The sequence below is a fragment of the Catenulispora subtropica genome (genome assembly GCF_039531675.1).
In the GTDB taxonomy this organism is placed as follows: Bacteria; Actinomycetota; Actinomycetes; order Streptomycetales; family Catenulisporaceae; genus Catenulispora; species Catenulispora subtropica.
Genome location: NZ_BAAAQM010000089.1, coordinates 6464 through 29378, shown reverse-complemented (window position 1 = coordinate 29378; position 22915 = coordinate 6464). Strand labels below are relative to the sequence as shown.

The 22915-nt window shown below is 71.3% G+C and carries 18 protein-coding genes and 1 pseudogene; 12 read left to right on the top strand and 7 right to left on the bottom strand.

Annotated elements, in window-relative coordinates; translation table 11 throughout:
• The first annotated feature begins 33 nt into the window (after positions 1-33).
• Positions 34-909 (top strand): ABC transporter permease, encoded by an 876-nt coding sequence (locus tag ABD466_RS42320; protein ID WP_344662963.1) that lies wholly within the window; start codon positions 34-36, stop codon positions 907-909.
• Between the two features lies 1 nt (position 910).
• Here the strand turns inward: ABD466_RS42320 and ABD466_RS42315 are convergent, their stop codons facing one another.
• Positions 911-2317: a cellulose binding domain-containing protein gene (locus tag ABD466_RS42315; protein WP_344662962.1), complete on the bottom strand. Its 1407-nt coding sequence runs from the start codon at positions 2315-2317 to the stop codon at positions 911-913.
• A 320-nt stretch (positions 2318-2637) separates the two neighbouring features.
• Here ABD466_RS42315 and ABD466_RS42310 point away from each other — a divergent pair, with 320 nt between their 5' ends.
• The 8 genes from ABD466_RS42310 to ABD466_RS42275 all read left to right on the top strand — a co-directional run bounded on the left by ABD466_RS42310 (position 2638) and on the right by ABD466_RS42275 (position 11270).
• Positions 2638-3681, top strand: coding sequence for a lytic polysaccharide monooxygenase auxiliary activity family 9 protein (locus ABD466_RS42310; RefSeq protein ID WP_344662961.1), 1044 nt, complete (start codon positions 2638-2640; stop codon positions 3679-3681).
• On the top strand, positions 3666-4547 hold the full coding sequence (locus ABD466_RS42305; RefSeq protein ID WP_344662960.1) for a hypothetical protein: 882 nt from the start codon (positions 3666-3668) through the stop codon (positions 4545-4547). The genes ABD466_RS42310 and ABD466_RS42305 overlap by 16 nt, the downstream gene beginning before the upstream one ends.
• Positions 4547-5737, top strand: a complete 1191-nt coding sequence (locus ABD466_RS42300; protein WP_344662959.1) for a cellulose-binding domain-containing protein — start codon at positions 4547-4549, stop codon at positions 5735-5737. The genes ABD466_RS42305 and ABD466_RS42300 overlap by 1 nt, the downstream gene beginning before the upstream one ends.
• A gap of 40 nt (positions 5738-5777) precedes the next feature.
• Entirely contained in the window at positions 5778-7841 is a 2064-nt protein-coding gene (locus tag ABD466_RS42295) for a cellulose binding domain-containing protein (protein WP_344662958.1), read from the top strand.
• A gap of 225 nt (positions 7842-8066) precedes the next feature.
• Entirely contained in the window at positions 8067-8405 is a 339-nt protein-coding gene (locus tag ABD466_RS42290) for a PadR family transcriptional regulator (protein WP_344662957.1), read from the top strand.
• Positions 8402-8749 carry a ricin-type beta-trefoil lectin domain protein gene (locus ABD466_RS42285; protein WP_344662956.1) on the top strand — a complete coding sequence of 116 codons (348 nt, stop codon included), beginning with the start codon at positions 8402-8404 and terminating at the stop codon, positions 8747-8749. The genes ABD466_RS42290 and ABD466_RS42285 overlap by 4 nt, the downstream gene beginning before the upstream one ends.
• A 286-nt stretch (positions 8750-9035) precedes the next feature.
• Positions 9036-10934 carry a PAS domain S-box protein gene (locus ABD466_RS42280; protein WP_344662955.1) on the top strand — a complete coding sequence of 633 codons (1899 nt, stop codon included), beginning with the start codon at positions 9036-9038 and terminating at the stop codon, positions 10932-10934.
• 84 nt (positions 10935-11018) lie between these two features.
• The gene (locus tag ABD466_RS42275; protein WP_344662954.1) at positions 11019-11270 is read left to right on the top strand and encodes a chaplin; all 252 of its coding nucleotides are present in this window, start codon (positions 11019-11021) and stop codon (positions 11268-11270) included.
• A gap of 51 nt (positions 11271-11321) precedes the next feature.
• On the opposite strand, the gene ABD466_RS42270 is transcribed toward ABD466_RS42275, so the two are convergent.
• The 4 genes from ABD466_RS42270 to ABD466_RS42250 form a co-directional block, all read right to left on the bottom strand.
• The gene (locus ABD466_RS42270) at positions 11322-11801 is read right to left on the bottom strand and encodes a hypothetical protein (protein ID WP_344662953.1); all 480 of its coding nucleotides are present in this window, start codon (positions 11799-11801) and stop codon (positions 11322-11324) included.
• Between the two features lie 98 nt (positions 11802-11899).
• The gene (locus ABD466_RS42265) at positions 11900-12673 is read right to left on the bottom strand and encodes an SDR family NAD(P)-dependent oxidoreductase (RefSeq protein ID WP_344662952.1); all 774 of its coding nucleotides are present in this window, start codon (positions 12671-12673) and stop codon (positions 11900-11902) included.
• Positions 12670-13227: a cupin domain-containing protein gene (locus tag ABD466_RS42260; RefSeq protein WP_344662951.1), complete on the bottom strand. Its 558-nt coding sequence runs from the start codon at positions 13225-13227 to the stop codon at positions 12670-12672. Before ABD466_RS42260 ends, ABD466_RS42265 begins: the two co-directional genes overlap by 4 nt.
• Positions 13228-13757: 530 nt before the next feature.
• The gene (locus ABD466_RS42250) at positions 13758-14312 is read right to left on the bottom strand and encodes an oxygenase MpaB family protein (RefSeq protein ID WP_344662949.1); all 555 of its coding nucleotides are present in this window, start codon (positions 14310-14312) and stop codon (positions 13758-13760) included.
• A 121-nt stretch (positions 14313-14433) separates the two neighbouring features.
• On the opposite strand from ABD466_RS42250, the gene ABD466_RS42245 reads away from it, so the two are divergent.
• Positions 14434-14739, top strand: a complete 306-nt coding sequence (locus ABD466_RS42245; RefSeq protein ID WP_344662948.1) for a hypothetical protein — start codon at positions 14434-14436, stop codon at positions 14737-14739.
• On the top strand, positions 14739-17681 hold the full coding sequence (locus tag ABD466_RS42240) for a DUF4132 domain-containing protein (RefSeq protein ID WP_344662947.1): 2943 nt from the start codon (positions 14739-14741) through the stop codon (positions 17679-17681). The genes ABD466_RS42245 and ABD466_RS42240 overlap by 1 nt, the downstream gene beginning before the upstream one ends.
• 96 nt (positions 17682-17777) lie before the next feature.
• On the opposite strand, the gene ABD466_RS42235 is transcribed toward ABD466_RS42240, so the two are convergent.
• Positions 17778-18929 carry a S53 family peptidase gene (locus ABD466_RS42235; RefSeq protein WP_344662946.1) on the bottom strand — a complete coding sequence of 384 codons (1152 nt, stop codon included), beginning with the start codon at positions 18927-18929 and terminating at the stop codon, positions 17778-17780.
• A 349-nt stretch (positions 18930-19278) separates the two neighbouring features.
• On the opposite strand from ABD466_RS42235, the gene ABD466_RS42230 reads away from it, so the two are divergent.
• Positions 19279-20790, top strand: a complete 1512-nt coding sequence (locus ABD466_RS42230; protein ID WP_344662945.1) for an alpha/beta fold hydrolase — start codon at positions 19279-19281, stop codon at positions 20788-20790.
• A 132-nt stretch (positions 20791-20922) separates the two neighbouring features.
• On the opposite strand, the pseudogene ABD466_RS42225 reads toward ABD466_RS42230, so the two are convergent.
• Positions 20923-22915, bottom strand: a pseudogene (locus tag ABD466_RS42225) (hypothetical protein); the annotation flags it as partial.

Here is a 22915-nt window from a genome sequence, read left to right as displayed (position 1 = left end):
TCACAGAACACCTGCGCGAGGAGATCTCCCGCCATGGCCGCTGACACCACCGAGAAGGCCCCCGACGCCCTGGCGACCGTCGAAGCCGGCCTCGACGCGCTGGAGACGACCACCGATCAGGAGAGCAGCCGACTGATCCGGGTGCTGCGCGCCGGCTACCCGCCGCTGCTCGCCCTCGGCCTGATCCTGGCCGTGTGGCAGGCGCTGTACGCGGCGAAGATCTGGCCGGACTGGAAGCTGCCCGGTCCGTCACAGGTCTTCACCTCACTGAAGGACGCGTTCAGCAGCGGCGACGTGTGGCCGGCGGTCGGGCACAGCATCGGCCACGGGGCCGTCGGGTTCGCCGCGTCGGTGGCGATCGGCACCCCGCTGGGCCTGCTGGTCGGCCGGTTCCGGCCGGTGCGGGCGGGCATCGGCCCGATCCTGTCGGGTCTGCAATCGCTGCCTTCGGTGGCGTGGGTGCCCCCGGCGCTGATGTTCTTCGGACCGACATCGGCGATGCTCTACACGGTCGTGCTGCTCGGAGCGGTCCCGTCGATCGCGGTCGGCGTCGTGTCAGGGCTCGACCAGGTACCGCCTCTCTACCTGCGCGTCGGACGCAATCTCGGCGCGCGGGGCCTGGCATCGGTCCGCCACGTGCTGCTGCCCGCGGCGCTGCCCGGCTACCTCGCCGGGCTGCGCCAGGGCTGGGCGTTCGCGTGGCGCTCGCTGCTGGCGGCCGAGATCATCGTCCAGTCGGCGGACCTCGGGCACTCGCTCGGCTTCCTGTTGAAGAACGCCCAGGACACGAACGACATGGCCGGTGCGTTCGCCGCGATATCGCTGATCTTGACCGTCGGCGTCGCGGTCAACCAGCTGCTGTTCGTGCCGCTGGAGCGCCGGGTGTTGCGGGTGCGCGGGCTGGCGTGAGCTAGTGTGCGCTACAGCTCAGGCCGGTGAGTGGCTGGTCCGCGCCGTTGGCGACCATTCCCCACGACGTCGAAGCACCGGGTGACAGCGATCCGTTGTAGGACACGGAGTTCGCGGTGACCGCCTTTCCGGATTGGGTGGCCGCCGCGTTCCAGACGTTCGCGATGGTCTGTGACCCCGCGAACGCGAAGCTGACGGTCCAGCCGGACACGGCTGCGGTGCCGCTGTTCGTCACCGTGAACGCGAGCTGGTAGCCGGTCGACCAGGAACCGGTCACCGACGACGCCACCGTGCAGCTCGCGGCCGAGCTCGGCGTCGAGCTGGGAGTCGTGCTCGGTATCGTGCTCGGTGTCGTGCTGGGGCTCGAAGTCGGCGTCGTACTCGGCGTCGTGCTGGGCGTCGTGCTCGGCGTTGTCGGCCCCGTGCCGGGGGACGTCGTGTAAGGAACCTGCGTATAGGCGGCGCTGCAACTGCTACCGCAAGAGGACGGCAGCGAGAAGCTGTAGACCTGTCCACCGTTGATGGGAGTATCCGAGGCGTCGGTCACGCGGATCTGGTAGCTGGAGCCGGCGGCCGCGGTCGGGCCGATGATGTAGGCCTGGCCCATGTCGCTGTCCATCGTCGCCGAGGTCCAGGTGCCGTTCGCGGCCAGGTACTCGACGCCGTGGATGCCGTTGGCCAGATGGGAGACCGAGATCGCGGGCCAGTAGACCTGGGCGCCCTGCAGGAATCCGATGTTGATGTCTCCGGTGTAGCTCGGCGCATCGATGAACTGCCACGTCACCTGGCGGTTGTTCCAGTGGTCCAGGAGGTCGCCGACGGGCGCGCCGTTGAGCTGGAAGCGGTTGATCGAGTCGGTGTGCAGGTCGATGTGGTACGGATCGTCGCGGCACCAGGCGTTGGAGTCGGCGCAGCTGTCGGCGACCAGCATGTTGAGGGTGGCGCCGTTGTACTTGTCCGCGACCCAGGAGCCGTTGCGGCAGAAGGGCTGGTTCGGTGCGCCGTCGTTGGTGCCGGTGCAGAGGTCGCCGATGGTGACCTTCACCCAGCGGCCGCAGTTCAGGCCGTTGTCGAACATGCCGAGGATGCCCGACTGGGACGCCGGCACGGGGCGCGGGTACTGGTTGTAGTCGCCCGGGGTGTTGAACACGTTCAGCGCGATGAAGTCCTGCGAGTCGAGGCTCGCCTGGGGCAGGCCGCATCCTCCGTACGGCGCGCCGAGCCCGTCGAAGTGGGTCGCGTTCCCGGTCACCGGCGCGGGAGTCCCGCCGACCGAGAGCGCTCGGGCCGGGCCGGAGCCCACCAGTGCGGCGGTCACGGCCACGACGGCGGCGACGGCGGTCCCCAGAATGGTGTGCAGGGCCGCGCGACGGCGGCGGGACGATGGACTCGGTCTGGTGCGGCGCACGGTGGCGGCTCCCCTCGCCTCGGGTGTTCGGCAGTGGCATGGTCACCGGACGTCCGGTGAGCGTCAAAGCCCTGTGAAGATCCCGGGGCCGGAACCGCAGGCTCCGCGATGAAAGCTTCATCCCGGAGCCGAAACTTTCGCGGAACTCCGGGTCTCCAGAAGTGCGCTCCTCTACTCCCGTGCGTCCTCTGACATGCCCGTTCGGCGGCGGCGCCGGGATTCGACGGCTGTTCGAAGCTCGCGCGGGCCCGAACCGCGTTCGGTGACGGAGCTACGCTCCCGCCGACACAGTCCGCCACCTCTGTGGAAAGGCGAGCGATGTGAGCAGGAAGATCCCCAGAAAGCTGGCCGGCGTGGTGCTCGCGCTGGCCGGACTGGTCGGGGGCGTCGTGTTCGCGCCCCCGGCTTCGGCGCACGGCGCGATGATGATCCCCGGCAGCCGCACGTTCTTCTGCTATGAGGACGGCCTGACCTCCACCGGGCAGATCGTCCCGCAGAACCCGGCCTGTCAGGCGGCCGTGGCCCAGAGCGGGACCACTCCGCTCTACAACTGGTTCGCCGTGGGCAACCGCAGCGGTGCCACCAGCGGCGGGACGGTCGGCTTCATCCCCGACGGCAAGCTGTGCAGCGGCAACAGCAACTACTACGACTTCTCAGGGTTCGACCAGGTGAGCGCCGACTGGCCGGTCACGCATCTGACCGCCGGGGCGAGCATCGGTATCGACTACAACAGGTGGGCCGCGCATCCGGGGACGTTCCGGCTGTTCATCACCAAGGACGGCTGGGACCAGACCAAGCCGTTGACGTGGGCCGACATGGAGTCGACGCCGTTCTCGACGGTCACCGACCCGCCGAACACCGGCACCGTCGCGACGCTCCAGAGCTACTACTACTGGAACGCCACACTGCCGGCCAACAAGACCGGGCACCACATCATCTACTCGGTGTGGGCGCGCTCCGACAGCAGCGAGACCTTCTACGGCTGCTCGGACGTCGTGTTCGACGGCGGCAACGGCGAGGTCACCGGTATCGGCGCGACCGCCCCGCCGCCGCCCGCGACGACGTGCCAGGCCTCCTACGCGGTCACGAGCACCTGGCCCGGCGGGTTCCAGGCGCAGGTGACGGTGACGAATCCCACGACGGCGCCCATGAACAAGTGGACGGTCGGCTGGGTGCTGGCCGACGGCGAGAGCGTGGTCAGCGCCTGGAACGGCACGCTGACGCAGTCCGGGTCGCTGGCGACGATGAAGTCGGCGGACTGGAACGGGCAATTGGCGGCCGGAGCCAGCACGACTTTCGGGTTCGTCGCGAACCAGACGGCGGCTCCCGCGGTACCGGAGAGCCTTTCGTGCACGAGTCCCTAGGACGGCGCTGGGCCGTCGCGGCGGCCGCCTGTGGGGCGGCCGCCGCTCTCGCCGCGTGCAGCCATGCCCACGTCACCAACGGTATGGACATGGAGGACATGGGACAGCCCAGCGGCCCCCGGATCGCCGCCGCGATACCCGCGGACAACGGCCTCGACGGGGGCGTCAGCGGATACGTCTACTTCACAGGTGCCACGACCCTGGCCGCCGACAAGCCGGAGACGTTCACGTTCCATATCACCGGACCCAGCGGTAAGACGGTGACCCGGTTCCAGCCTTACGAAGGTCAGCTGCTCGTGTTCTATGTGGTGCGCACTGACCTCGGCGACTTCCGGCGGCTGTCTGCGTCGATGCGGGACGACGGCACGTGGACGGTGGCGATGCCCGCGCTAGCGGCCGGCGGTTACCGCACCTACGTCACTTTCGCCGCGCCTGACTCCAGCGCCGGAACGCCCTTGTCGTACTCGCTGTCGCAGCCGCTGACCGTTTCCGGCGGTGCGTCCAAGAGCGTTGCCTTGCCGGCGGCGGCCGACACGGCCACCGTCGACGGATACACACTCCGGCTCACCGGCTCGCCGCACCGCGGCACGGAATCAGAACTCGGCGTCGTCGTCACCAAGGACGGGCAGCAGGTCCAGCAGTTCGGCCGCTTGCTCGACGGATACGCGCACCTGACCGCGTTCCACAGCGGCGACGCCGCCTTCGCCCGCGGTCTGTCCACCGGCCGCGCCGGCGGCGGTCCGTCCGGCGGGGGTGCCTTGACCACGCAGATCCTCTTCCCAGAATCCGGTACCTGGCGCCTGTTCGTGCAGTTCGAGACCTCGGGTGCCGAGCACACGGCTTCCTTCATAGTGGACGTGCCCTGATGAACCATGATCACGCTGCCGTTCGCAGCATCCGCATACTGGCCGTCGTCGCCGCCGCGGTCCTGGCGATGTCGTCGTTGTTCATCATCGGTTCCAGGAGGGCCGAGGGAGCTGGCGCCCCCTGCTCCGTCGCCTATCAGGTGAACCAGTGGAACACCGGTTTCACCGCCACCGTCACGGTGACGAACGGCGGCCCGGCGGTGACCTCCTGGACCGCGACGTGGTCGTGGAACGGGGGGCAAAACGTCACCTCCGCGTGGAACGCGCAGGTCAGCCAGAGCGGATCGTCGGTCACGGCGGCCAACGAGCCCTACAACGGGTCGGTGGCCTCCGGGGCCACGGTGAGCTTCGGCTTCCAGACCGCGTACTCCGGGACCGACACGACCCCCGTGGGCTTCGCGTTCAACGGGGTGGCGTGCAGCGGGCTCGGGACGCCCAGCCCGCCGCCGAGCTCACCGTCCACTCCCTCCTCCAGTCCGCCGAGCGGCGGTTCGTGCCCCTCCGGCGTGGTGTTCTGCGACGGCTTCGAGAGCCAGACTTCGACGACGCCGTCCGGCCGATGGTCCGTCGTCACCCCGGACTGCTCGGGCACCGGCAGCGCCACGATCACCACCGCGCAGCAGCACGCGGGCACCGAGTCGCTGCAGATCGACGGCCGTGGCACCTACTGCGACCACGTCTTCGCCGACGACCTGACGGACATGGCGGCCGCGTCGCCGACCTGGTATGTCCGCTTCTGGATGAAACACACCACGCCGCTGCCGACGAACCACACGACGTTCCTGGCCCTGAACGACGCCGCGCACAACAACACCGACCTGCGTCTGGGCGCCCAGAACGGCGCCCTGGTCTGGAACCGCGAGTCCGACGACGCCACGCTGCCCGCGCAGAGCCCGGCCGGCGTGGCGCAAAGCGTCGTGGTGCCGACCGGCGCCTGGGAGTGCCTCGAGTTCGCGGTGGACGGCGCCTCCGGCCAGATCCACACCTGGTTCAACGGCACGGCGGTTCCGGGCCTGACCGCGGACTCGGTGTCGACGCCGGACGTCGACGACCAGTGGCTGGCCGGGGCCGGGGCGTCGTGGCGGCCACGCCTGACCGATCTGAAGCTCGGCTGGGAGGACTACAGCAGCGGAGACGACACGCTGTGGTTCGACGACGTGGCGTTGAGCACGAGCCGGATCGGGTGTTGAGACGGAAAGTCCGTGAGTCATACCGAAGGGAGTCAGCACTTTGCGAGTCAGAAGAACCGGTGCGCTCGTCGCCGCCGGGCTGCTCGCGGCGGCCACGGCCGTCGCCGCCGCGCCGAGCGGCACCGCCGCGACCGCGGCGCACGTCGACGTCACCGTCAACACCCTGGAAGGCCTGGGCACCATCCCGGCGACCGGCTACGGGCTGAACAGCGCCGTGTGGGACAGCCAGATGAACGCCCCGGCGGTGCAGGGCCTGCTCGGCCAGGCCGGGATCGGGATGCTGCGCTACCCGGGCGGCTCGTACGGCGACATCTACCACTGGCAGACCAACACCGCTCCCGGCGGCTACGTGGCTCCGGGCACTGATTTCGACTCCTTCATGGGGACGGTCAAGACCATAGGCGCCCAGCCGATCCTGATCGCCAACTACGGCACCGGTACGCCCCAGGAGGCCGCGGACTGGGTCCAGTACGCCAACGTCACCAAGGGCTACGGCGCCAAGTACTGGGAGATCGGCAACGAGAACTACGGCAACGGCTACTACGGAGCGGACTGGGAAGCCGACAACCACGCCGGCAAGAGCCCGACCACCTACGCGCAGAACGTCGTCCAGTACAGCACGGCCATGAAGGCCGTGGACCCGACGATCAAGGTGGGGGCGGTGCTGACCCTGCCCGGCAACTGGCCCGACGGGGTGCTCGCGGCAGGTGACGCCGCCGACTGGAACCGCACCGTGCTGTCGATCGCCGGCTCCGCCGTCGACTTCGTCATCGTGCACTGGTATCCGAACGGCACCGGCGCCGCCACCGCGCTGACCGAGCCGGCCCAGCTCCCCGGCGAGCTGGCGCAGCTGCACGACGAGATCGCGCAGTACGCCGGGCCGAACGGCACCCACCTCGGCGTGGCCCTCACCGAGGTGAACGCCGGCGTCGACGAGGACACCCAGCCGGACGCGCTGTTCGGTGCGGACACGTACTTCACCGCACTCGAACAAGGAGTGTTCACCGTCGACTGGTGGGACACCCACAACGGTCCCCAGGCGATCAGCACCGCACCCGACGGCGCCACGGACTACGGCGACTGGGGCGTGCTCTCCAGCGGGACCTGCGTGGGCTCGGTATGCGAACCGGCGCTGAACACCCCGTTCCCGAGCTACTTCGCTCTCAGCATGCTGAGCAAGGTCGGCCACCCCGGCGACCGCATGGTCCGGGCCGGGTCGAATCAGCAGCTGGTCGCGGCGCACGCGGTCAAGCAGGCCGACGGGAACCTGGCCGTGATGCTGGTGAACAAGGACCCTGCGAACGCCTACACCGTGGACCTGCACTACGCCGGCTTCACCCCGAGCACCGCGACCCCGACCGTGTTCACCTACGGCGACGGGGCCACCGCGATCACGTCCACGGCGCAGGGCACCAGCGCGACCCAGACTCTGCCGCCGTACTCGATCGAGACCGTGGTCCTGACCCCGTCCGGCGACCCGGTCAGCACCCTGACCGCGCCCGGCGCGCCGCACGTTCAGGTCACCGGCACGCAGGCGACGGTCAGCTGGACCGCGCCAGCGGCCGGCACCGCCACCCGCTACGAGGTCTACCGCCAGTTCGGCACCACCAGCGAACTGCTCGCCGAGTCGACCTCCACGTCGGCGACCATCGGCAACCTGGTGCCGGGAGCCGGATACACCCTGAACGTGCTGGCCACGGACCAGTACGGGCGCCTTTCGCCACCCTCCGACCCGGTCTCCTTCACGACCGGGACGCCGGCGGACAGCACCTGCACCGCGGACTACCAGGTGACGGCCGGCTGGGGGAGCGGCTACGTCGCCGCGATCACGGTCACGAACACCGGCCCCGCCCCGATCGACGGCTGGTCGCTGACCTTCACGTTCCCCAGCGCCGGCCAGAGCCTCGGCTCCGGCTGGAACGCGACCTGGTCCAGCAGCGGCCAGAACGTCGAAGCCACCAGCCTCACCTGGAACGCGAACCTGGCGGCGAACGGCGGCAACTCGGCCAGCATCGGCTTCGTGGGCAACAACACCGGCGCTTATCCGCCGCCGACCGCGATCAGTCTCAACGGCACGGTCTGCGCCACGACCTACCTGTCCTGAGACGCTGAAACCAGAAGGGCCGCTGTCGGACCCGGGGGGAGTCCGACAGCGGCCATCCGGCGAAGCTCAGATCACCGGGGTGCGGGGTTCCGACGTGTGCCCGGCGCACACGGCTGTGGGTGATCGGAGCGGATCTTGGCAGATGTACGAGGACTGCTTCGGCTGAGATCACCGAATACTGATGAAGCGGTGACACACCGTGCACCCTATGTAAGAATACTATCTATGCGGGACGTCCGAGTGACCCTGGCAGTGGCCACGCTGCTGCGCATCTTCCTGGAAGACCCCGTCGAGCCTCGCTACGGCTACGACCTGATGCGGCTGACCGGCTATCCCAGCGGGAAGCTCTATCCCCTCCTCGCCCGGCTCGAAAGCGCGGGCTGGCTGCACAAGGAGATCGAGCGGGTCGACCCCTCGGTGGCGGGACGTCCGGCGCGCCGCCATTACCGGCTCAGCGGGGAGGGGCTCGTCGCTGCGCGCCGTGCCCTGGCCGCCGTGAACGAGCAGGTGCGGCTGCGGCCTGACGGCGGCCCGGCTCCGCGGCCCGCGGCGAGCACGCCGTGAGCGGGTTCGGGGCGTCGATCTACGACCAGACCGCCGACCACAACGACCTCACGGTCGGTCCGGTCGGGGACGCCGGGTCCCGCTGCATGGACATCGCCGGCAACTCCACGGCGCCGGGCAGCAAGGTCATGTTCTGGAACTGCAACGGGGTCGGCGGCCAGCAGTGGGTCCAGCAGGCCGACGGGACCCTGATGAACCCGCAGTCCGGGCTCTGCCTCACCGATCCGGGCGGCGACACCGCGAACGGCGCACAGCCCGATCTGGCGGTCGCCGTGGCCACGGGCGACCAGCGGCACTTCGCCAATATCCTGCTCACCATCGGGTTCCATCCGGAACCGGACTGATTCCGTCCGTCGGGGAGTTCTCCAGTCTTTCCGCGGTGTCGGTGCCCCCGCAGGGAATCTTGCCGTTCCGGCAACGCGTCGCCCCAGGTCCTGCACGGATCGCGGCGTTCCCGGGACGCAGGGTGACGAGCGGTGGTTGAATGGCGGCGGGCGGTCGCGGTACGGGGCGGACCGGTCACGACGGGTTCTCATCCGTCGTCTGTACGCCATCGCTACCAGACGTCTCCGGGGTGCCCGTATGTCATTCGATGGTGACGACTTAACCGTCGCCGACGGAGCAAGTGAGTTGGTCGACGCAGAGAAGCGGTTCCGCGCCTTGCTGGAGGCGGCCCCCGACGCGATGGTCATCGTGGACCGGACCGGGCACATCCTGCTGGTCAACGCGCAGACCGAGAGCATGTTCGGGTACGAGCGCGCCGAGTTGCTGGGGCAGCCGGTGGAACTGCTCGTGCCGCCCCGCTTCCGGGGTCCGCACCAGTCGCACCGCGAGGGCTACAGCGCCCACCCGCAGGTGCGGCCGATGGGAGCCGGCCTGGAGCTGTTCGGGCTGCGCAAGGACGGCTCGGAGTTCCCGGTCGAGATATCCCTGAGCCCGCTGCAGGAGGACGACGGCCCGCTGTTCTCCGCCGCCGTGCGCGACGTCAGCGAGCGCCGGGCCTCGGACAAGAAGATCCGGGACCTGGCGGCCATCGTCTCCTCCAGCCGGGACGCGATCATCACCAAGACCCTGGACGGCCGGATCACCACCTGGAACGCCGGCGCCGAGCGGCTCTACGGCTACGACGAGTCCGAGGCGGTCGGGTGCAGCATCGCCATGCTGATGCCGGAGGACCGGCCGCAGGAGTACGAGCGCCTGGTCGTCCCGCTGGCGGCCGGCGAGCAGGTCGAGCATGTGGAGACGCTTCGGGTGGCCAAGGGCGGCCGGCTGGTGGACGTGGACGTCACCCTGTCGCCGCTGCTGGACGCCCGGGGCGACGTCGTGGGTGCCGCGGCCATCGCCCGCGACATCTCCGAGCTCTCCCGCGCCCAGCGCGAGCTGACCGAGCTGTACCAGCAGCAACAACACATAGCCCTGACGCTCCAGCACGCGCTGATGGGCACCCCGGCCCAGATCCCGGGCCTGCAGTCGGCGCACTGCTACCTGCCGGCCACGGCCGGCGCCGGCGTCGGCGGCGACTGGTTCGACCTGGTGCCGCTGCCCGACGGCCGGATCGGGGTGCTGATCGGCGACGTCATGGGCCGGGGCCTGGAGGCGGCGGCGGTGATGGGCCAGCTGCGCTCGGCGGCCAACGCCCTGGCCCGGGCCGGCGCCTCCCCGGACCGGCTGATGCAGATCCTGGACACCATCGTGGCCGACCTGCCGGACCAGCTGGTCACCTGCTGCTACCTGGTGATCGACGCCGACCTGGGCAGGGTCACCGGCTGCTCGGCCGGCCATCTGCCGACCCTGGTGGTCGCCGAGGACGGCGCCGGCGCCTACCGCCTCCCGGTGCCGACCTCGGTGCCGTTGGGCGTGGGCGGCTCGGTCTACCGGGAGGCGCGGTTCTCCATCCCGTCCGGCGCCATGCTCGCCTTCTACACCGACGGCCTGGTCGAGACCCCGCGCAGCGACATCGACGACCGCATCGACGCCCTGGCCGCCGCCCTGTGCGCCTCGGCGGAGGCCGGGCAGAGCCTGGACCTGACGGTGAAGGCGGTGGTGGACACCGTCACCGCCGACGGCGACTGCGGCGACGACGTGACCCTGGTCCTGATCCGGATGCCGGAGACACCGCAGGAGACCGCGGCGGTGGACCTGCCCAGCAAACACCGCAGCGTCGCGGTCGGCCGCCAGTTCGCCGTCGAGACCGTCGACACCTGGGAGTGTCCGGACGCCGACACCCGCGACACCATCGAACTGCTGACCTCGGAGCTGCTGACCAACGCCGTGCGGCACGGACGCGGCACCGGCGCGGTGACGCTGCGCCTGCTGTGCTTCCACGACCGGCTGACGGTCGAGGTGACGGACCACAGCTCGCGCGAGCCGCGGGCCCGCCGGGCCGGCGTCGGCGACGAGTCCGGCCGCGGCCTGATGCTGGTCGAGGCGCTGGCCCAGGCCTGGGGAACGAGACCGACCGGGGGCGGCAAGACGGTGTGGTTCACGGTGGTCCCGCAGCTTGCGTGGAAGCGGGAACCCCTTGTGTGATGGGATGACCTCTACCGCCGAACAGGTGAAACCCCGGCTGCGCCTCCGCCGCCACGCCGAGGACGCGCGGCAGGCTCATTGCCCATGATGATTCGGAAGATCATGGCCGTCATGGCCATCGCCGTCGCCTCCCTGTCCGGAGCCGCGGCCACCGCCACTGCCGACGACGGCGACCACGGCGCGGCCGCGTTCGGCAACGCCGTCGGCTCGCCCGGGATCCTGTCCGGCAACGTCGTCCAGGTCCCGATCTACCTCCCGATCGAGATCTGCGGCAACAACGTCAGCATTCTCAGCGCGCTCGACGGCGCTCTCGGGAACGTCTGCGTTCAGCACTGACGACCGTTTCGCACCAGCGGACGCGGCGCCCGGTTCTCCGGGCGTCGCGTCTTAATGACGGATGGCGGAGGTGACCTTCACGGTGAGCGATCCCGACAGATCCCGGTTGCTCTTCGCCGTCGCCTTCGACGTCGAGTTGGCCGGTACGCCGGAGACGTTGACGACCGCGGCGTCCAGGAAATTGCCGTTCGGATCGTCGAAGGAGACCGTGACGGTGTAGTCGTGGGGCGAGGCCGTCGGGTTGGTCACCGTCAGCTCGGACACGGCCTTCCCGTTCGAGTCGGTCGTCACCGGACCGGCCTTCACATCGGCGGTCGCATCGACCGCCCCCTTGATCTGGGCCAGCGCCGACGAAGCGGCCGAGGACGCCGACGAAGCCGCCTTGGACGCCGCCTTGGACGCCTCGTCCACGCCCGGGACGGACGCGTTGCTCCCGCAGCCGGACGTCGCCAGGGCCCCCAGGGCCGCCAGGACGAACGCTGCGACACCGGGTCGCCGGCAGCGGCGTGCGGCCGCAGTGTTGGTCACCATGCGTTCCACGTTCCGGCGGGTGGGGGCTGGGTCGCCACTTCCGGCCCGCCGAACGGGTGACTGGGCGGAGAAGGCCGCCGGACTCTGCCAGCCTCCGCTCACCACGTCGGATGCGCACCGACCCCACCATCGACGGCAAGATCCTGCCCCGTGATCCACGCCGCCATCGGAGAGGCGAGGAAGACGCAGGCATCGCCGACATCCTGAGCGGTCCCGAGGCGCCGCAACGGCGCGGCGGCATGCCAGCGCGCAACGCCCTCGGGCCAGTCCTGTTCAAGACGTGGCCGGTCGATCAGGCCGGGGCTGACGGTGTTCACGCGGATGCCGCGCGGACCGTACTCAAGCGCCGCCGAGCGGGCGAACATGATCAGCCCGGCCTTGGACGCGCTGTAGTGGGCGTGGCCGAAGGCGGGCTGCGTCCCCTCGATGGAGGCGATCTGGATGATCGAGCCTCCGTCCGGCATGACCCGCGCCGCCGCCTGGGTGCAGGACAGAACGCTGACCAGGTTCGCGTCCATCACCTGCCGCCACGCGTCGGCGGTCATCCGGTCCAACGGCAGCACCGGCTGGACGCCGGCGTTGTTCACCAGCGTGTCGAGCCGCCCGCGCCACGCGGCGGCCCGCTCGACCAGATCACGGCACGCGGCTTCGTCCGTGAGTTCGGCGCCGAGCACCGTCGCCTCGCCGCCCGCGCCGCGGATCCCCTCGGCCAGCGCTTCGGCGGCGGCACGGTTGCGGCCGTGGTGCAGCACGACGGCCGCCCCGGCGGCGGCGAACCGGGCGGCGATCCCCGCGCCGATCCCGCCGCTGGCGCCGGTGACGAGGGCGACGGTGCCGCTCAGGTCCGGCAGCCCGGGATCGGTGCGGGTCACGGCGCCTCCTCCGGCATCCGCGTCGGCGCGCCGGGCCGGCAGAGGGCCCTGACCAGCGGCTCGTGCTCCGGATAACGCCGGGACAACTCCTCGGCGTCGCCGCCCTCGTAGTCGGCCGGGACGAACCCCGGCGCCATCGTGGTGCCGAACAGTGCCCACGCCCCGCCGGGTGCGACCCGGGCACCCATCCAGGTCCCGGCCGGAACGACCGTCTGGATCAGCTGATCGCCGTCGCCGAGCCGTCGCACCTCACCGCCGCCGCCGGGATGCAGGAGAAGCACCTCGAGCGCGTCGCCGCGGTAGAAGTGCCAGACCTCGTCGATCGGCAACCTGTGCAGCGCGGAGAAGTCGCCGGCATCTCCGGTGAGCAGCATCAGGATCGCGGATCCGGCCGGGCGGCCCGATCCGTCCTCCGGCCCGGCCCAGGTGCGGCGGAAGCGGCCGCCCTCGGTCGGCAGCGGCACCAGGCCGAAGCGGGTGGCGATGTCATCAGCCGATTCGGTCGTGCCCTCAGCCGTGCTCTCAGCCGCACCCTCAGCCGTCCCCTCAGTCATGCCCCTACTCTTCCCCGGTCAGGCACCATCCGCTGCCGACGGATCGCGATGTGCCGCTGCCGAGCCCGCTCACCCTCCTCCGGATTGGTGAGGTGAACGTGGCGGGCCGAGCCCAACCCCTGCGCGATCAGCGGAAGGAACTCGCCGACCGGGGCGGCCTGGATCCCGAGCCCGTCAGCGAGCCCGTCCCCGAGAGAGGCCCGCGCCGTAGCGCAGAGCAGGTCACGCCATGCGGACGCGGACAAGGCCGGCGCGGGCACGCGGGCCAGACCTTCGGACGTCGAGGCGAACAGCGTCGCGGTCAGAACGCGGCCGGCCTCGTCCGGCCGTTCGGTGGTCGCATCGAGCAGATCCAGCAGCTCGGCCGCGCCGGTGTGGTCGTGGATCCGGGCGGTGACGGCGTCCTCCAGCCCGAGCAGCCGGCCGATGTGGCGCCAGTACCGGTACAACAAGTCGGATCGTAGCCATGTCGTTCTGTGAGCCAAGGAGTTGGATGATCCTTTTGTCTTCTAAGACCGCTTGGCCTCCGACTAGGTGCGCGCGAGCTCGGCCTGGTTGATCGGCACGCCCAGTTTCCCGGTGTCCCACCCGTCGCGCAGCGCCTTGGCCCGGACCCGGGCGTGCATCAGCCGCACCCGCGCCGTCGCCACGTAGCCGGGCGCTCCCCGCACCAGGCCACCGGGCAGGACCACGGCCGAGCGCCACGCCCCGGTCTCCGCCAGCCGCCGCGGCGCCGCGCTGGAGGCGAGGTCACCGGTGTACATCAGCAGCTTGGCGATCGAGGGCGACGCGTAGACGTACGTCATCGAGACGGCGGCGAACGCGATGACGTCCCACGGCTGCGGTATCGCCTGCGTCGCGCGATCGCCGTCGGCGAGGTCGGCGTCCAGGAGCCAGGAGGGCCGCTCCTCCAACTGGTGCAGCAGGGCCCTGATGGCGGCGGGCGGCTCGCGCAGACTGTCCAGGCCTTCGGCCAGACCCTGATCCAGTGCCTGCCGCCCCTCCGCGCCGAGATCCGCCAGCTCCGCGATCACGGCATCGGCCAGAGGGTCGCCGACGGTGAGCATGTCCGCCACATGAGTCATGGGACCGATCATTCCGTACCGGGGGCGACCTTTGCCCCGGCCCCCGGCCCCCGGCCCCGGACCCGGAACCGCCGACCCCGGGCCCGTCCCGACCGTCGGCGCCGCCCTATACGGTTCACCGGTGACCACGCTGACCTTGATCGACGAGGCGACTTCCGGTGCTGCGACTCCCATCGGAACGCTGGCCGTGCCCGAACTCCGCCTCACTGTCCGGGAGATCCTCCGCCGGCGGGTGCGGCTCGAAGTGGAGCTGCGCGGCGCCGGCGACGCGGAGGCGGCGTTCCGAGCGGCGGTGCGCGCGTTCGACCGCAACGGGTTCCTGATGTTCGTCGGCACCCGCCAGGTCGAGGACCTCGACGAGGTCGTGGAACTGACCGAGGACGCCGAGGTCACGTTCCTGAAGCTGATCGCCCTGGCGGGTGGCTGATGCTCGAGGACGAGGAACACGTCGCGCACTACGCCGAGCCGCTCGCCGCGATCGAGGCGGCGGTCGCGGCGGCGGTCGCGGCCGGCGAGGCCGGCGAGCTCGGCGAGGTCAGCGGCGTGCTGGACGCCCTGCTCCGTTGGGAGGCCGCGGGACCGCCGCCCGGCGGGGCATGGACATACGGCCGGTCCAGAGCACGGCGGCAGGCGGAGATCATGCTGGCCGCCGCCCCCCTCACGCTGCGCGAGGCGGTCATCCGCGAGGTGCGGGCCCGCGCCGTCGACCAGGACCGGGACGGCATCGGGAGGCTGACGACGGTGCTCGCCGTGGTCGCCAGCCAGTGGTGTCCCGGCCGGCGTGAGCTCCTGCTCGACCTTCAGCTGAACCTGCTTCATCCGGAACCGCTGCGCAGCCGGGTGCGCGAAGCGCTGCTCACCGACGCCGCGACGATGGCGGCGTCGGGGGCCTGGCGCCCACCCCGGGGCGCCGACAGCGCGTGTGCGCTACTCGTCGGCCGGCTGGACGAGGGCGAGCGGCGCACTGTGGCGCGCTGGGTCATGGCACTGCGAGGCAGCTTGTGGAGCGAGTCGCGTGAACTGAGCCGCTGTCGGGACGACGTGCTCGGCGGCACCCTGGCCAAGCGCCGACTCGGCTGGAGCGCCGAGGAGGCCCTGGGGCTGCTGCGCTCCGCGCGCCACGGCCACGCCGTGGGCCACCCCGAGGAGCGGTCCGCCGAAGCGTTGAACCCCGGCGAGCTGCGCTTCGCGCTGCCCGCCGCCGAGCAGCTCTCCGACGCCGACCTCCGGCACCTGGCCACCGACCTGCGTGTCATCGTCGACGACCTCGAAGCCGACCGGCTCCGCGTCAACGACTACGCGATGGGCAAGACCGCGCCGCGCCGTCTCAAAGCCCTGCTGGACCGGGCCGCACCCGCCGCCGTCGCACCCGCGCTGCCGGAAGGCTTCCTCGGTTCCCAGGACGGATTCGCCATCCAGGCACGCGCCGACTTGGCGGACGTCCTCGCAGACCCGGCCGCAGCGCCGCTGCTCCTGCACTGCCCGACCCTCACCTCCGTCCGGGCCACGGCCACGTGGCTGCGACGTTGCCGGGAGCTCGGCCGCGCGTATCCGCAGGCGGTCGACGTGCTGCGGCGCGTGCTGCGTCTGGTCGTCGCGACCGAGGTGATGTACGACGAGCGTGAGTTCAACGAGTACCGCTACGTGTTCCTTCGGTCCGAGTCCGCGGCGTTCGTGCGAGGTGCGGTGTGGGCGTACACGGCGCTCGCCGGCTCGGACGAGGGCGGGGCGGGCGCGGCGGGGGCCGCCGAACTGCTCGGGGATCTCGCCGTGCACTGCGGCCGCAAGGACACCCGCTTCATCACCAGCATGGTCGAAAGCACGGTCGCCAACGCCGCGGTGGCCGCGCTCAGCACCCTCGACAGCCCCGGCGCCCTCGATCAGCTGCGGCGCGTGCAGGGGATGGCTCGACACCGCACGTTCCAGAAGTTCGTCGCGTCCGCGCTCGACGCCGCGGCTCTGCGGTCCGGGCTGACCCGTGAACAGGTGATCGAGCGGGGCGTGCCGGACCATGGTGTCGACGCGACCGGCCGGTTCGAGGTCCGGCTCGGGGAAGAAGGCTTCATCGCCGCGATCGTCGTCGGCGGCGAAGGCGCGGCGGCCATCGAGTACGCGCGGGACGGAAAGGTGGTGCGGTCACTGCCCGCTGCCGTTCGCGACGCCTGCGCGGACGACATCAAAGCCCTGAAGGCCCGCCTGAAAGAGGTGCAGGCGACCCTTCGCACCGAACGCGACCGGATCGAGGCGATCCTCGCGACCGACCGGACGTGGACGGCGGGGGAGTGGGTCACGTACTACCTGGCGCATCCGCTGGTCGCGCCCATCGCGCGACGCCTGATCTGGGAAGTGGGCACGGACCCTGACGGCCCGTGGACCAGCGGGCTGCCCCAGGCGCCCGACGGCGGCGACCTCACAACGGGCTGGCGCCTGCGAAGCGCCGACGGCACGACGACCGACGTCTCGGCGAACGCGGTCATCCGGTTGTGGCATCCCGTCCGCGCCGACCTCGGAGATACCACGGCCTGGCGGGCAGCCCTCACCGACGCCCCCTTCCGCCAGCCGTTCAAGCAGGCGTTCCGCGAGCGTTACCTGCTCACGCCCGCCGAGGAGGCCACGGTCTCGTACTCGAACCGGTTCGCCGGCCACATCCTGCGCTACGGCCGAACCAAGGCCCTGACCGTGGCACGCGGCTGGAGCGGCCTGAATCTGGGAGCGTGGTCGTCCGGCGCGTCCGGTGAGGCGATCCACGAGTTCCCCGGCACCGAGTGGCGAGCGCGGTTCTTCCTGGAGACCGTCACGGTCACCGACCTCGCCGTCGCCGAACTCTGCTCCACAGATCAAGTGCGCTTCGAGCGCAAAGAAGGCCGCACCTGGCAGCTGGCCGATCTCGTAGACGTCCCGGCCGGTCTGCTGTCCGAAGGGCTGCGGGACGTGGATCTGTTCGTGGCCGTCGCCTCCATAGGCGCCGACCCGAATTGGACCGACCGCGGAGAGGCCCGTCATGCGGCGTACTGGCACGAGTACAGCTTCGGCGCGCTCCCGGAGTCGGCCGTGGCGCGGCGGGAGACGCTGGCGCGGCTCCTGCCCCGGACCCGGATCGCCGACCGCGTGGAGGTGGGGGAGCGGTTCGTCCGCGTGCGCGGCGACCTGCGCACCTACAAGATCCACCTCGGCTCGGGCAACGTCCTGATGGAGCCGGACGACACCTACCTGTGCATCGTCAGCGCGCGGTCCGAGGACGCCGGGAAGGTCTTCCTGCCGTTCGAGGAGGACGGCGTGCTCTCGCTGATCGTGTCGAAGGCGTTCCTGCTGGCGGCGGACGCGAAGATCACCGACCCGACGATCCTGCGGCAGTTCCCCGCGCGGTAGGGCCCGGAGGCGGCACTGTGGTGGCGGCGAGAGCGCCGCCACCACAGTGCGGTCGGGAACCAGACCCGTGGATCCGGCGGTCAAGCGGTCACGCGATCAGAACCCGCCGGTCCCGTTCGGCGTTCCCAGGCCGGTCGGGCCGTCCCACCCGACGCGCGCGTGGCACAGCTGGGTCGGGGAGCAGGAGCCGTTGGAGCCCGAGGTCACGTCGAAGAACGACGTGGAGTGGCTGTACGGGTAGTTGTTGTTGATGCTCGCGGTGTTCCCGGCCAGGGCGAAGACCGACGCGATGATCGGGGAGGACACCGAGGTGCCGCCGTAGACCTGCCAGCCGCTGCGGCCGTTGTACGGGGTCGAGTCGTAGACCGCGACGCCGGTGCTCGGGTTGGCGACCGCGGAGACGTCGGCCTCGGCCCGCTTGGAGCAGCCGGTGTTGAAGCCGGCCGCGCCGCTGAGCGCCGCGTTCAGGGTCGAGCAGCCCGAGCCGGCGCCGGACCACACGGTCTCGGACCAGCCGCGGGAGTTACTGGCCGTGTTCAGCGTGGTGCCGCCGACCGCGGTGACATAGTGCGAGGACGCCGGGAACTGCACGCCGTAGCCGCTGTCGCCGGAGCTGGCGGTGACGGCGATGCCCGGGTGGTTGTAGAACGGCGCCGAGGAGTCGGAGATGTCGCCGCCGCCGTAGCTGTTGGAGATGGCGTTGGCGTGCAGCGCGGCCGCCTCGTTCACGGCCTGGCCCAGGTTGGCGTAGGACGCCGAAGTGGCCTCGACCAGCAGGATGTGGCACTTGGGGCAGATCGCCGAGACCATGTCCAGGTCCAGCGAGATCTCGGTCGCCCAGCCGGCGTCGGTCGGCGGGTAGCTGGTGCCGCCGGTCTGGTTGACCTTCTTGAAGCAGCCGTTGGCGGTGGTGCACGACGGCAGGCCGTACTGCGCGCGGTAGACGCCGAGGTCGGCCTCGGCGGTCGGGTCGTTGTAGGCGTCGACGATGGCGACCGTCTGCCCGCTGCCCGCGGTCGACGACGGCAGCTTGTACGCGGACTGCAGGTTGGCCGGGCCGTAGCCGGCGGGCGTCGCGTTCGGCTGTGCGAATCCGGGCGCGGCGTGCCCGAGCACGAACATCGGGTGGGCGAACGTGGTCTCGGCGATGGACGCGCTGGACGCGCTGGCGGGCGTGGCGAGCGCCGGGACCGCCGCGATCAGCAGCGCGGCGATCACCGAGAACAGGAGCCTGATACGAGCTGTCACTGAGTTGCCTCCGGGATGCGGAGTGGGAACGACCCGGCCGGTGGCCGGGCCGCGGTGCGGTGACTGCCCAACGGGCACCGTCAGAAGGTGGCGACGGTGATGTGGGGTGTACGGACCCTGCCACCGGGGCCCGGGCCCGGCGGCCGCCGACTGCTCCGGCGGCGGTGCGCACCGGTGTGTGTCAGGGTTCGTATTCCTACGGAAAGTAGCAGTGCGGCCCCGGACGGTCAATGCCGGTCCGGCGGCGCCGTCATCGCACCGGGGTCATCCCTCGCGCGAGGGATGACCGGGCCGAGGACTCGCCGTGCCGGGCGATCCGGCCCCGTGATCACGTTCGTACGGTGGATCAGTGACTTCTTCAGCTTTCGCCCGGATCGCCGGCGCGGCGCTGCTCGCAGTGGGATCCGTCGCCACCTTCGTCTCCGCGTCGGGCCCGGCCGCCGCCGCTCCCGGCGCGAACCCGGTCAACCCCTACGGCGGACTCGGCCGGCAGCACCCGGACTGGCAGGCCTGCCCCGGGAACCAGGACCCGGTGACGTACTGTGCCGACATCGAGGTGCCCATGGACTGGTACGACCCGTCGAAGGGCACGATCAGCGTGCACATCACACGCGTGCCCGGCACCGGCGGCGCGGCCCGGCGCGGCATCCTGATGGTCGACCCCGGCGGCCCCGGCAGCGACGGCTCCGCGCTCGCCACGACGACCGCGAAGGACCAGCCCGACCTGCTGCACGCCTACGACCTCATCGGCTTCGCGCCGCGCGGTGTCGCGCCGTCCACCAAGCTGGACTGCGGCATCGACTGGACCCGCTACACGCCCGTGGCCGACGAGCGGGACCGCTCCGCCGCGAACACCGCGCGGCAGCTCGCCGACGCCCGCCTGATCGGTCAGAGCTGCGGCGCCGCGCCGCTGGCCCCTTACATCACGAGTGACCAGACGATCCGCGACATGGACCTGATCCGCGCCGTTCTGGGCGAACGCAAGCTCAACTACCTCGGCTTCTCCTACGGCACCTGGCTCGGATCCTGGTACGCCGCCACGTTCCGCGACCGCGTGGACCGCTTCGTCCTGGACTCGAATCTGAACTGGCTGACGACCCTCCAGGAGGACTACGTCCACGCCTGGGCCCACGGCTTCCAGCGCCGCTATGACACGCAGTTCATCCCGTGGCTCGCGCGCCACGACGACCGCTACGGGTTCGGCACGACGCCGGAGGCGGCGCGCGCCGCCCTGGCCGATCTCCGCACGGCGGTGGCCGCCCAGGACCGGGGCAGCGCACTGGACGTCGGGCAGGCGCATGCCCTCTACAACTCCGATGCCTGGCCCCAGTGGGCCGAGCTTCTCAAAACCCTGCGAGCAGACCCGACTCAGGCCCCGAAGCTGCTCGCGCCGACGCGGGTGCCGACCGGCAAGCCGGACAGCGGCGCGTTCTGGGCGGTGCTGTGCGCCGACAGTCCCTGGACGCACGACCCCGCGAGCTGGGTCGCCGCGGGCGATCAGTTGGGAGCGGACTATCCGCTCGTCGGAGCGGAGTCCACCGAGGAGCCGTGCGCCTTCTACCCCTTCGCGTCGCAGCACCCGGTCCACCCCGGAGGGGACAGCCTGCCACGCCTGCTGATGGTGCAGAACCAGGTGGATCCCGCCGCCCCGGCCGAGGGCGCGATCGCCGACGCGGTGGACGCGCACGAGCCCATGGTGTTCGTCCGGAACGCGGGCAACCACATCGCCTACGACACCGGAAACACGTGCGTCGACACCCATGTCAACGACTACCTGGTGCGTGGGCGGCCGGCAGCCTCCGCGGTGTGCGAAGGCCTGCCGCTTCCATTCGACGACCGGGTCTATGAGACCGGGCTTTAGTTCTTGGAGACGATCGCCAAGGCGTCCAGCCAAGGCATCCAGCCAAGGCATCCAGCCAACGCGTCCACGGCCGACCTTTCGGCGGCCTCGCCGCTGCCGGCGGACAACCGGCCGCGGCGCGTATCCGAAGGCTTACTCGAAGTCCACCTCGACCAGCAGCTCGGCGGTGCGCTCCGGCTCGGCGAGCATCGCCGCCACCAGGTGGCGCTGGTCCCAGCGGCCGGCGGCCCAGGCCAGGCCGCGGGCCAGGCCGTCGAAGGTGGAGGTGTGGACCACGCCGTCGAGGACGCGCCAGTCGACCTCGGTACCGTCGTCCAGGATCAGGTCGTCGTGCTCGACGTAGGTGGGCGGGGCGTCGGGGAGCAGGTTCCTGACGGGTTCGGGGACGTCGCGCAGCTCGCCGGGTTCGGTGATGTCCGCCTTGATGACTTCGGAGGCCAGGCGGAGGTCGAGCAGATCGGCCAGGGCGATGGCGTACCGCAGGGGGATCGGCAGGTAGGGGCGGCCGGCCAGCAGCGGCAGCAGGTCGGGCGCGTCCACGACCACGACGTCCTCGGCGTCGGTCACCACCAGGTCGCCGTCGAGCGTCGCGCGGAGCCGGTCCGGGGGCGAGACCTGATCGGCGGGGACCTCGGCCAGCGTGCAGTACAGGTCGGTCAGCTGGGATCGGCTCACCGGGCGGTCGGGTTCGGCGAGGCGGTCCAGGAGCTCGTCGGGACCGCCCGGCGCGGCCAGCAGTTCGCGGGCGGTGGTCTTGACGCCGAGGGCGGTCAGGAACTCGGTGTCCTCGCCGACGGTGGGCGCGTCCTCGAGGTCCAGGGGATCGTAGAGGCCGGCGAGGGCGGTGTCCTCGCCGATGATCAGGTCGGCCGGGCACTCGTCGGCCAGCACCGGGTTCCGGCTCAGCCACCACGCCGTCGGCGAGGGCACGCTGAGCTTGCCGCCGTCGGCCAGTTCCAGGCGTGCGGGGCGCAGCACGGCGCGGCGCAGCGCGGGGGTGCGGGCCAGCAGGTCCAGAGCCTGCGGCCAGGCCCCGGGGCGCACCGTCTCCAGGCCGACGACCGCCGCCAGCTCGGTGAGCACCATCGGGGCGGCCTCCGGCGGGCAGAGCGACTCCACGTGGTCGATCCAGTCCTCGAAGCCGTCCACCTCGTCGAGGTCGTCGTCGAGGGAGTCCGGGTCGAGCAGGACGTCGGTGTCCCGCAGCAGCGGGAAGGAGTCGGGGACGCCGGCGGCGTGCAGGACCCGGGAGCCCCAGCGGTGCACCCAGTCGGCGTCGACGAGCCCGTACCCGTCCGGTTCGACGACGGCGGCCAGCGCCGAGTCGGGCACCAGCAGCTCGGCGGCCGGGGCCAGCCCGCCGTCGGCGTCGGGCAGCAGTATCCGGTCCAGGCCGAAGCGTTCGCCCGGCCGCGGCTCGGCGGCCTGGACCAGGGTCAGCACGGCGGCCGCCACGTCCAGCGGATCGGCCTGGTCGTCCAGGCCCGTCGGATCGTCGGCGGCGTCGACCGCGGCGAGGACGGCCGGATCGGCGAGCATCGCGCGCGGCTCGGCGGGCTGCGCGCCCAGCCGGTCGAGCAGCCCGGTTCCTGCGCCCAGCGCGTCGGGGTGGATGATGCGCAGGCCCAGCGGGGCGAGCGCCGTGAGGGCCTCGGCGTCGAGCCCGGCGACCGGGCGGAGCGTGCCGCGGAGCCCGCGGACGGTGCGGCCGTCGGCCAGCGGGACCGGCAGCGCCGCCAGCGCGTCGAAGGCCAGGGGGTCGTGTCCGGAGACCGTGTCCAGCGCGGCGTAGAGCGCGGACCACCACGCCGGGGCGCGGTCGAGGCCGGCCAGCGCCTCGACGACGTCCGCGAGGCCGAGGCCGCGGATGCCGAGGGTGGACAGGGCCGCCTGGTCGCGTTCGAAACCGGAGGGGAGGAGACCGGGGATCACGTTCTCGAGCGCGGTGACCAGGCTCTCGGTGCTGGTGGTGACGACCACGGCGTCGCGGGGGGTCAGGAAGGCGGTCTCGGACTCGGACCCGGACTCGGACTCGATCCCGGTCTCAGCCCCGGACCCGGTCCCGGACCCGGTCTCAGCCCCGGACCCGGTCCCGGACCCGGTCTCAGCCCCGGACCCGGTCCCG

Bases quoted from the DNA above. Each gene is read 5' to 3' on its own strand.
- ABD466_RS42320 (WP_344662963.1), top strand. From the start codon at position 34: ATGGCCGCTGACACCACCGAGAAGGCCCCCGACGCCCTGGCGACCGTC.
- ABD466_RS42300 (WP_344662959.1), top strand. From the start codon at position 4,547: ATGAACCATGATCACGCTGCCGTTCGCAGCATCCGCATACTGGCCGTC.
- ABD466_RS42290 (WP_344662957.1), top strand. From the start codon at position 8,067: ATGCGGGACGTCCGAGTGACCCTGGCAGTGGCCACGCTGCTGCGCATC.
- ABD466_RS42275 (WP_344662954.1), top strand. From the start codon at position 11,019: ATGATGATTCGGAAGATCATGGCCGTCATGGCCATCGCCGTCGCCTCC.
- ABD466_RS42270 (WP_344662953.1), bottom strand. From the start codon at position 11,801: ATGGTGACCAACACTGCGGCCGCACGCCGCTGCCGGCGACCCGGTGTC.
- ABD466_RS42260 (WP_344662951.1), bottom strand. From the start codon at position 13,227: ATGACTGAGGGGACGGCTGAGGGTGCGGCTGAGAGCACGGCTGAGGGC.
- ABD466_RS42250 (WP_344662949.1), bottom strand. From the start codon at position 14,312: ATGACTCATGTGGCGGACATGCTCACCGTCGGCGACCCTCTGGCCGAT.
- ABD466_RS42240 (WP_344662947.1), top strand. From the start codon at position 14,739: ATGCTCGAGGACGAGGAACACGTCGCGCACTACGCCGAGCCGCTCGCC.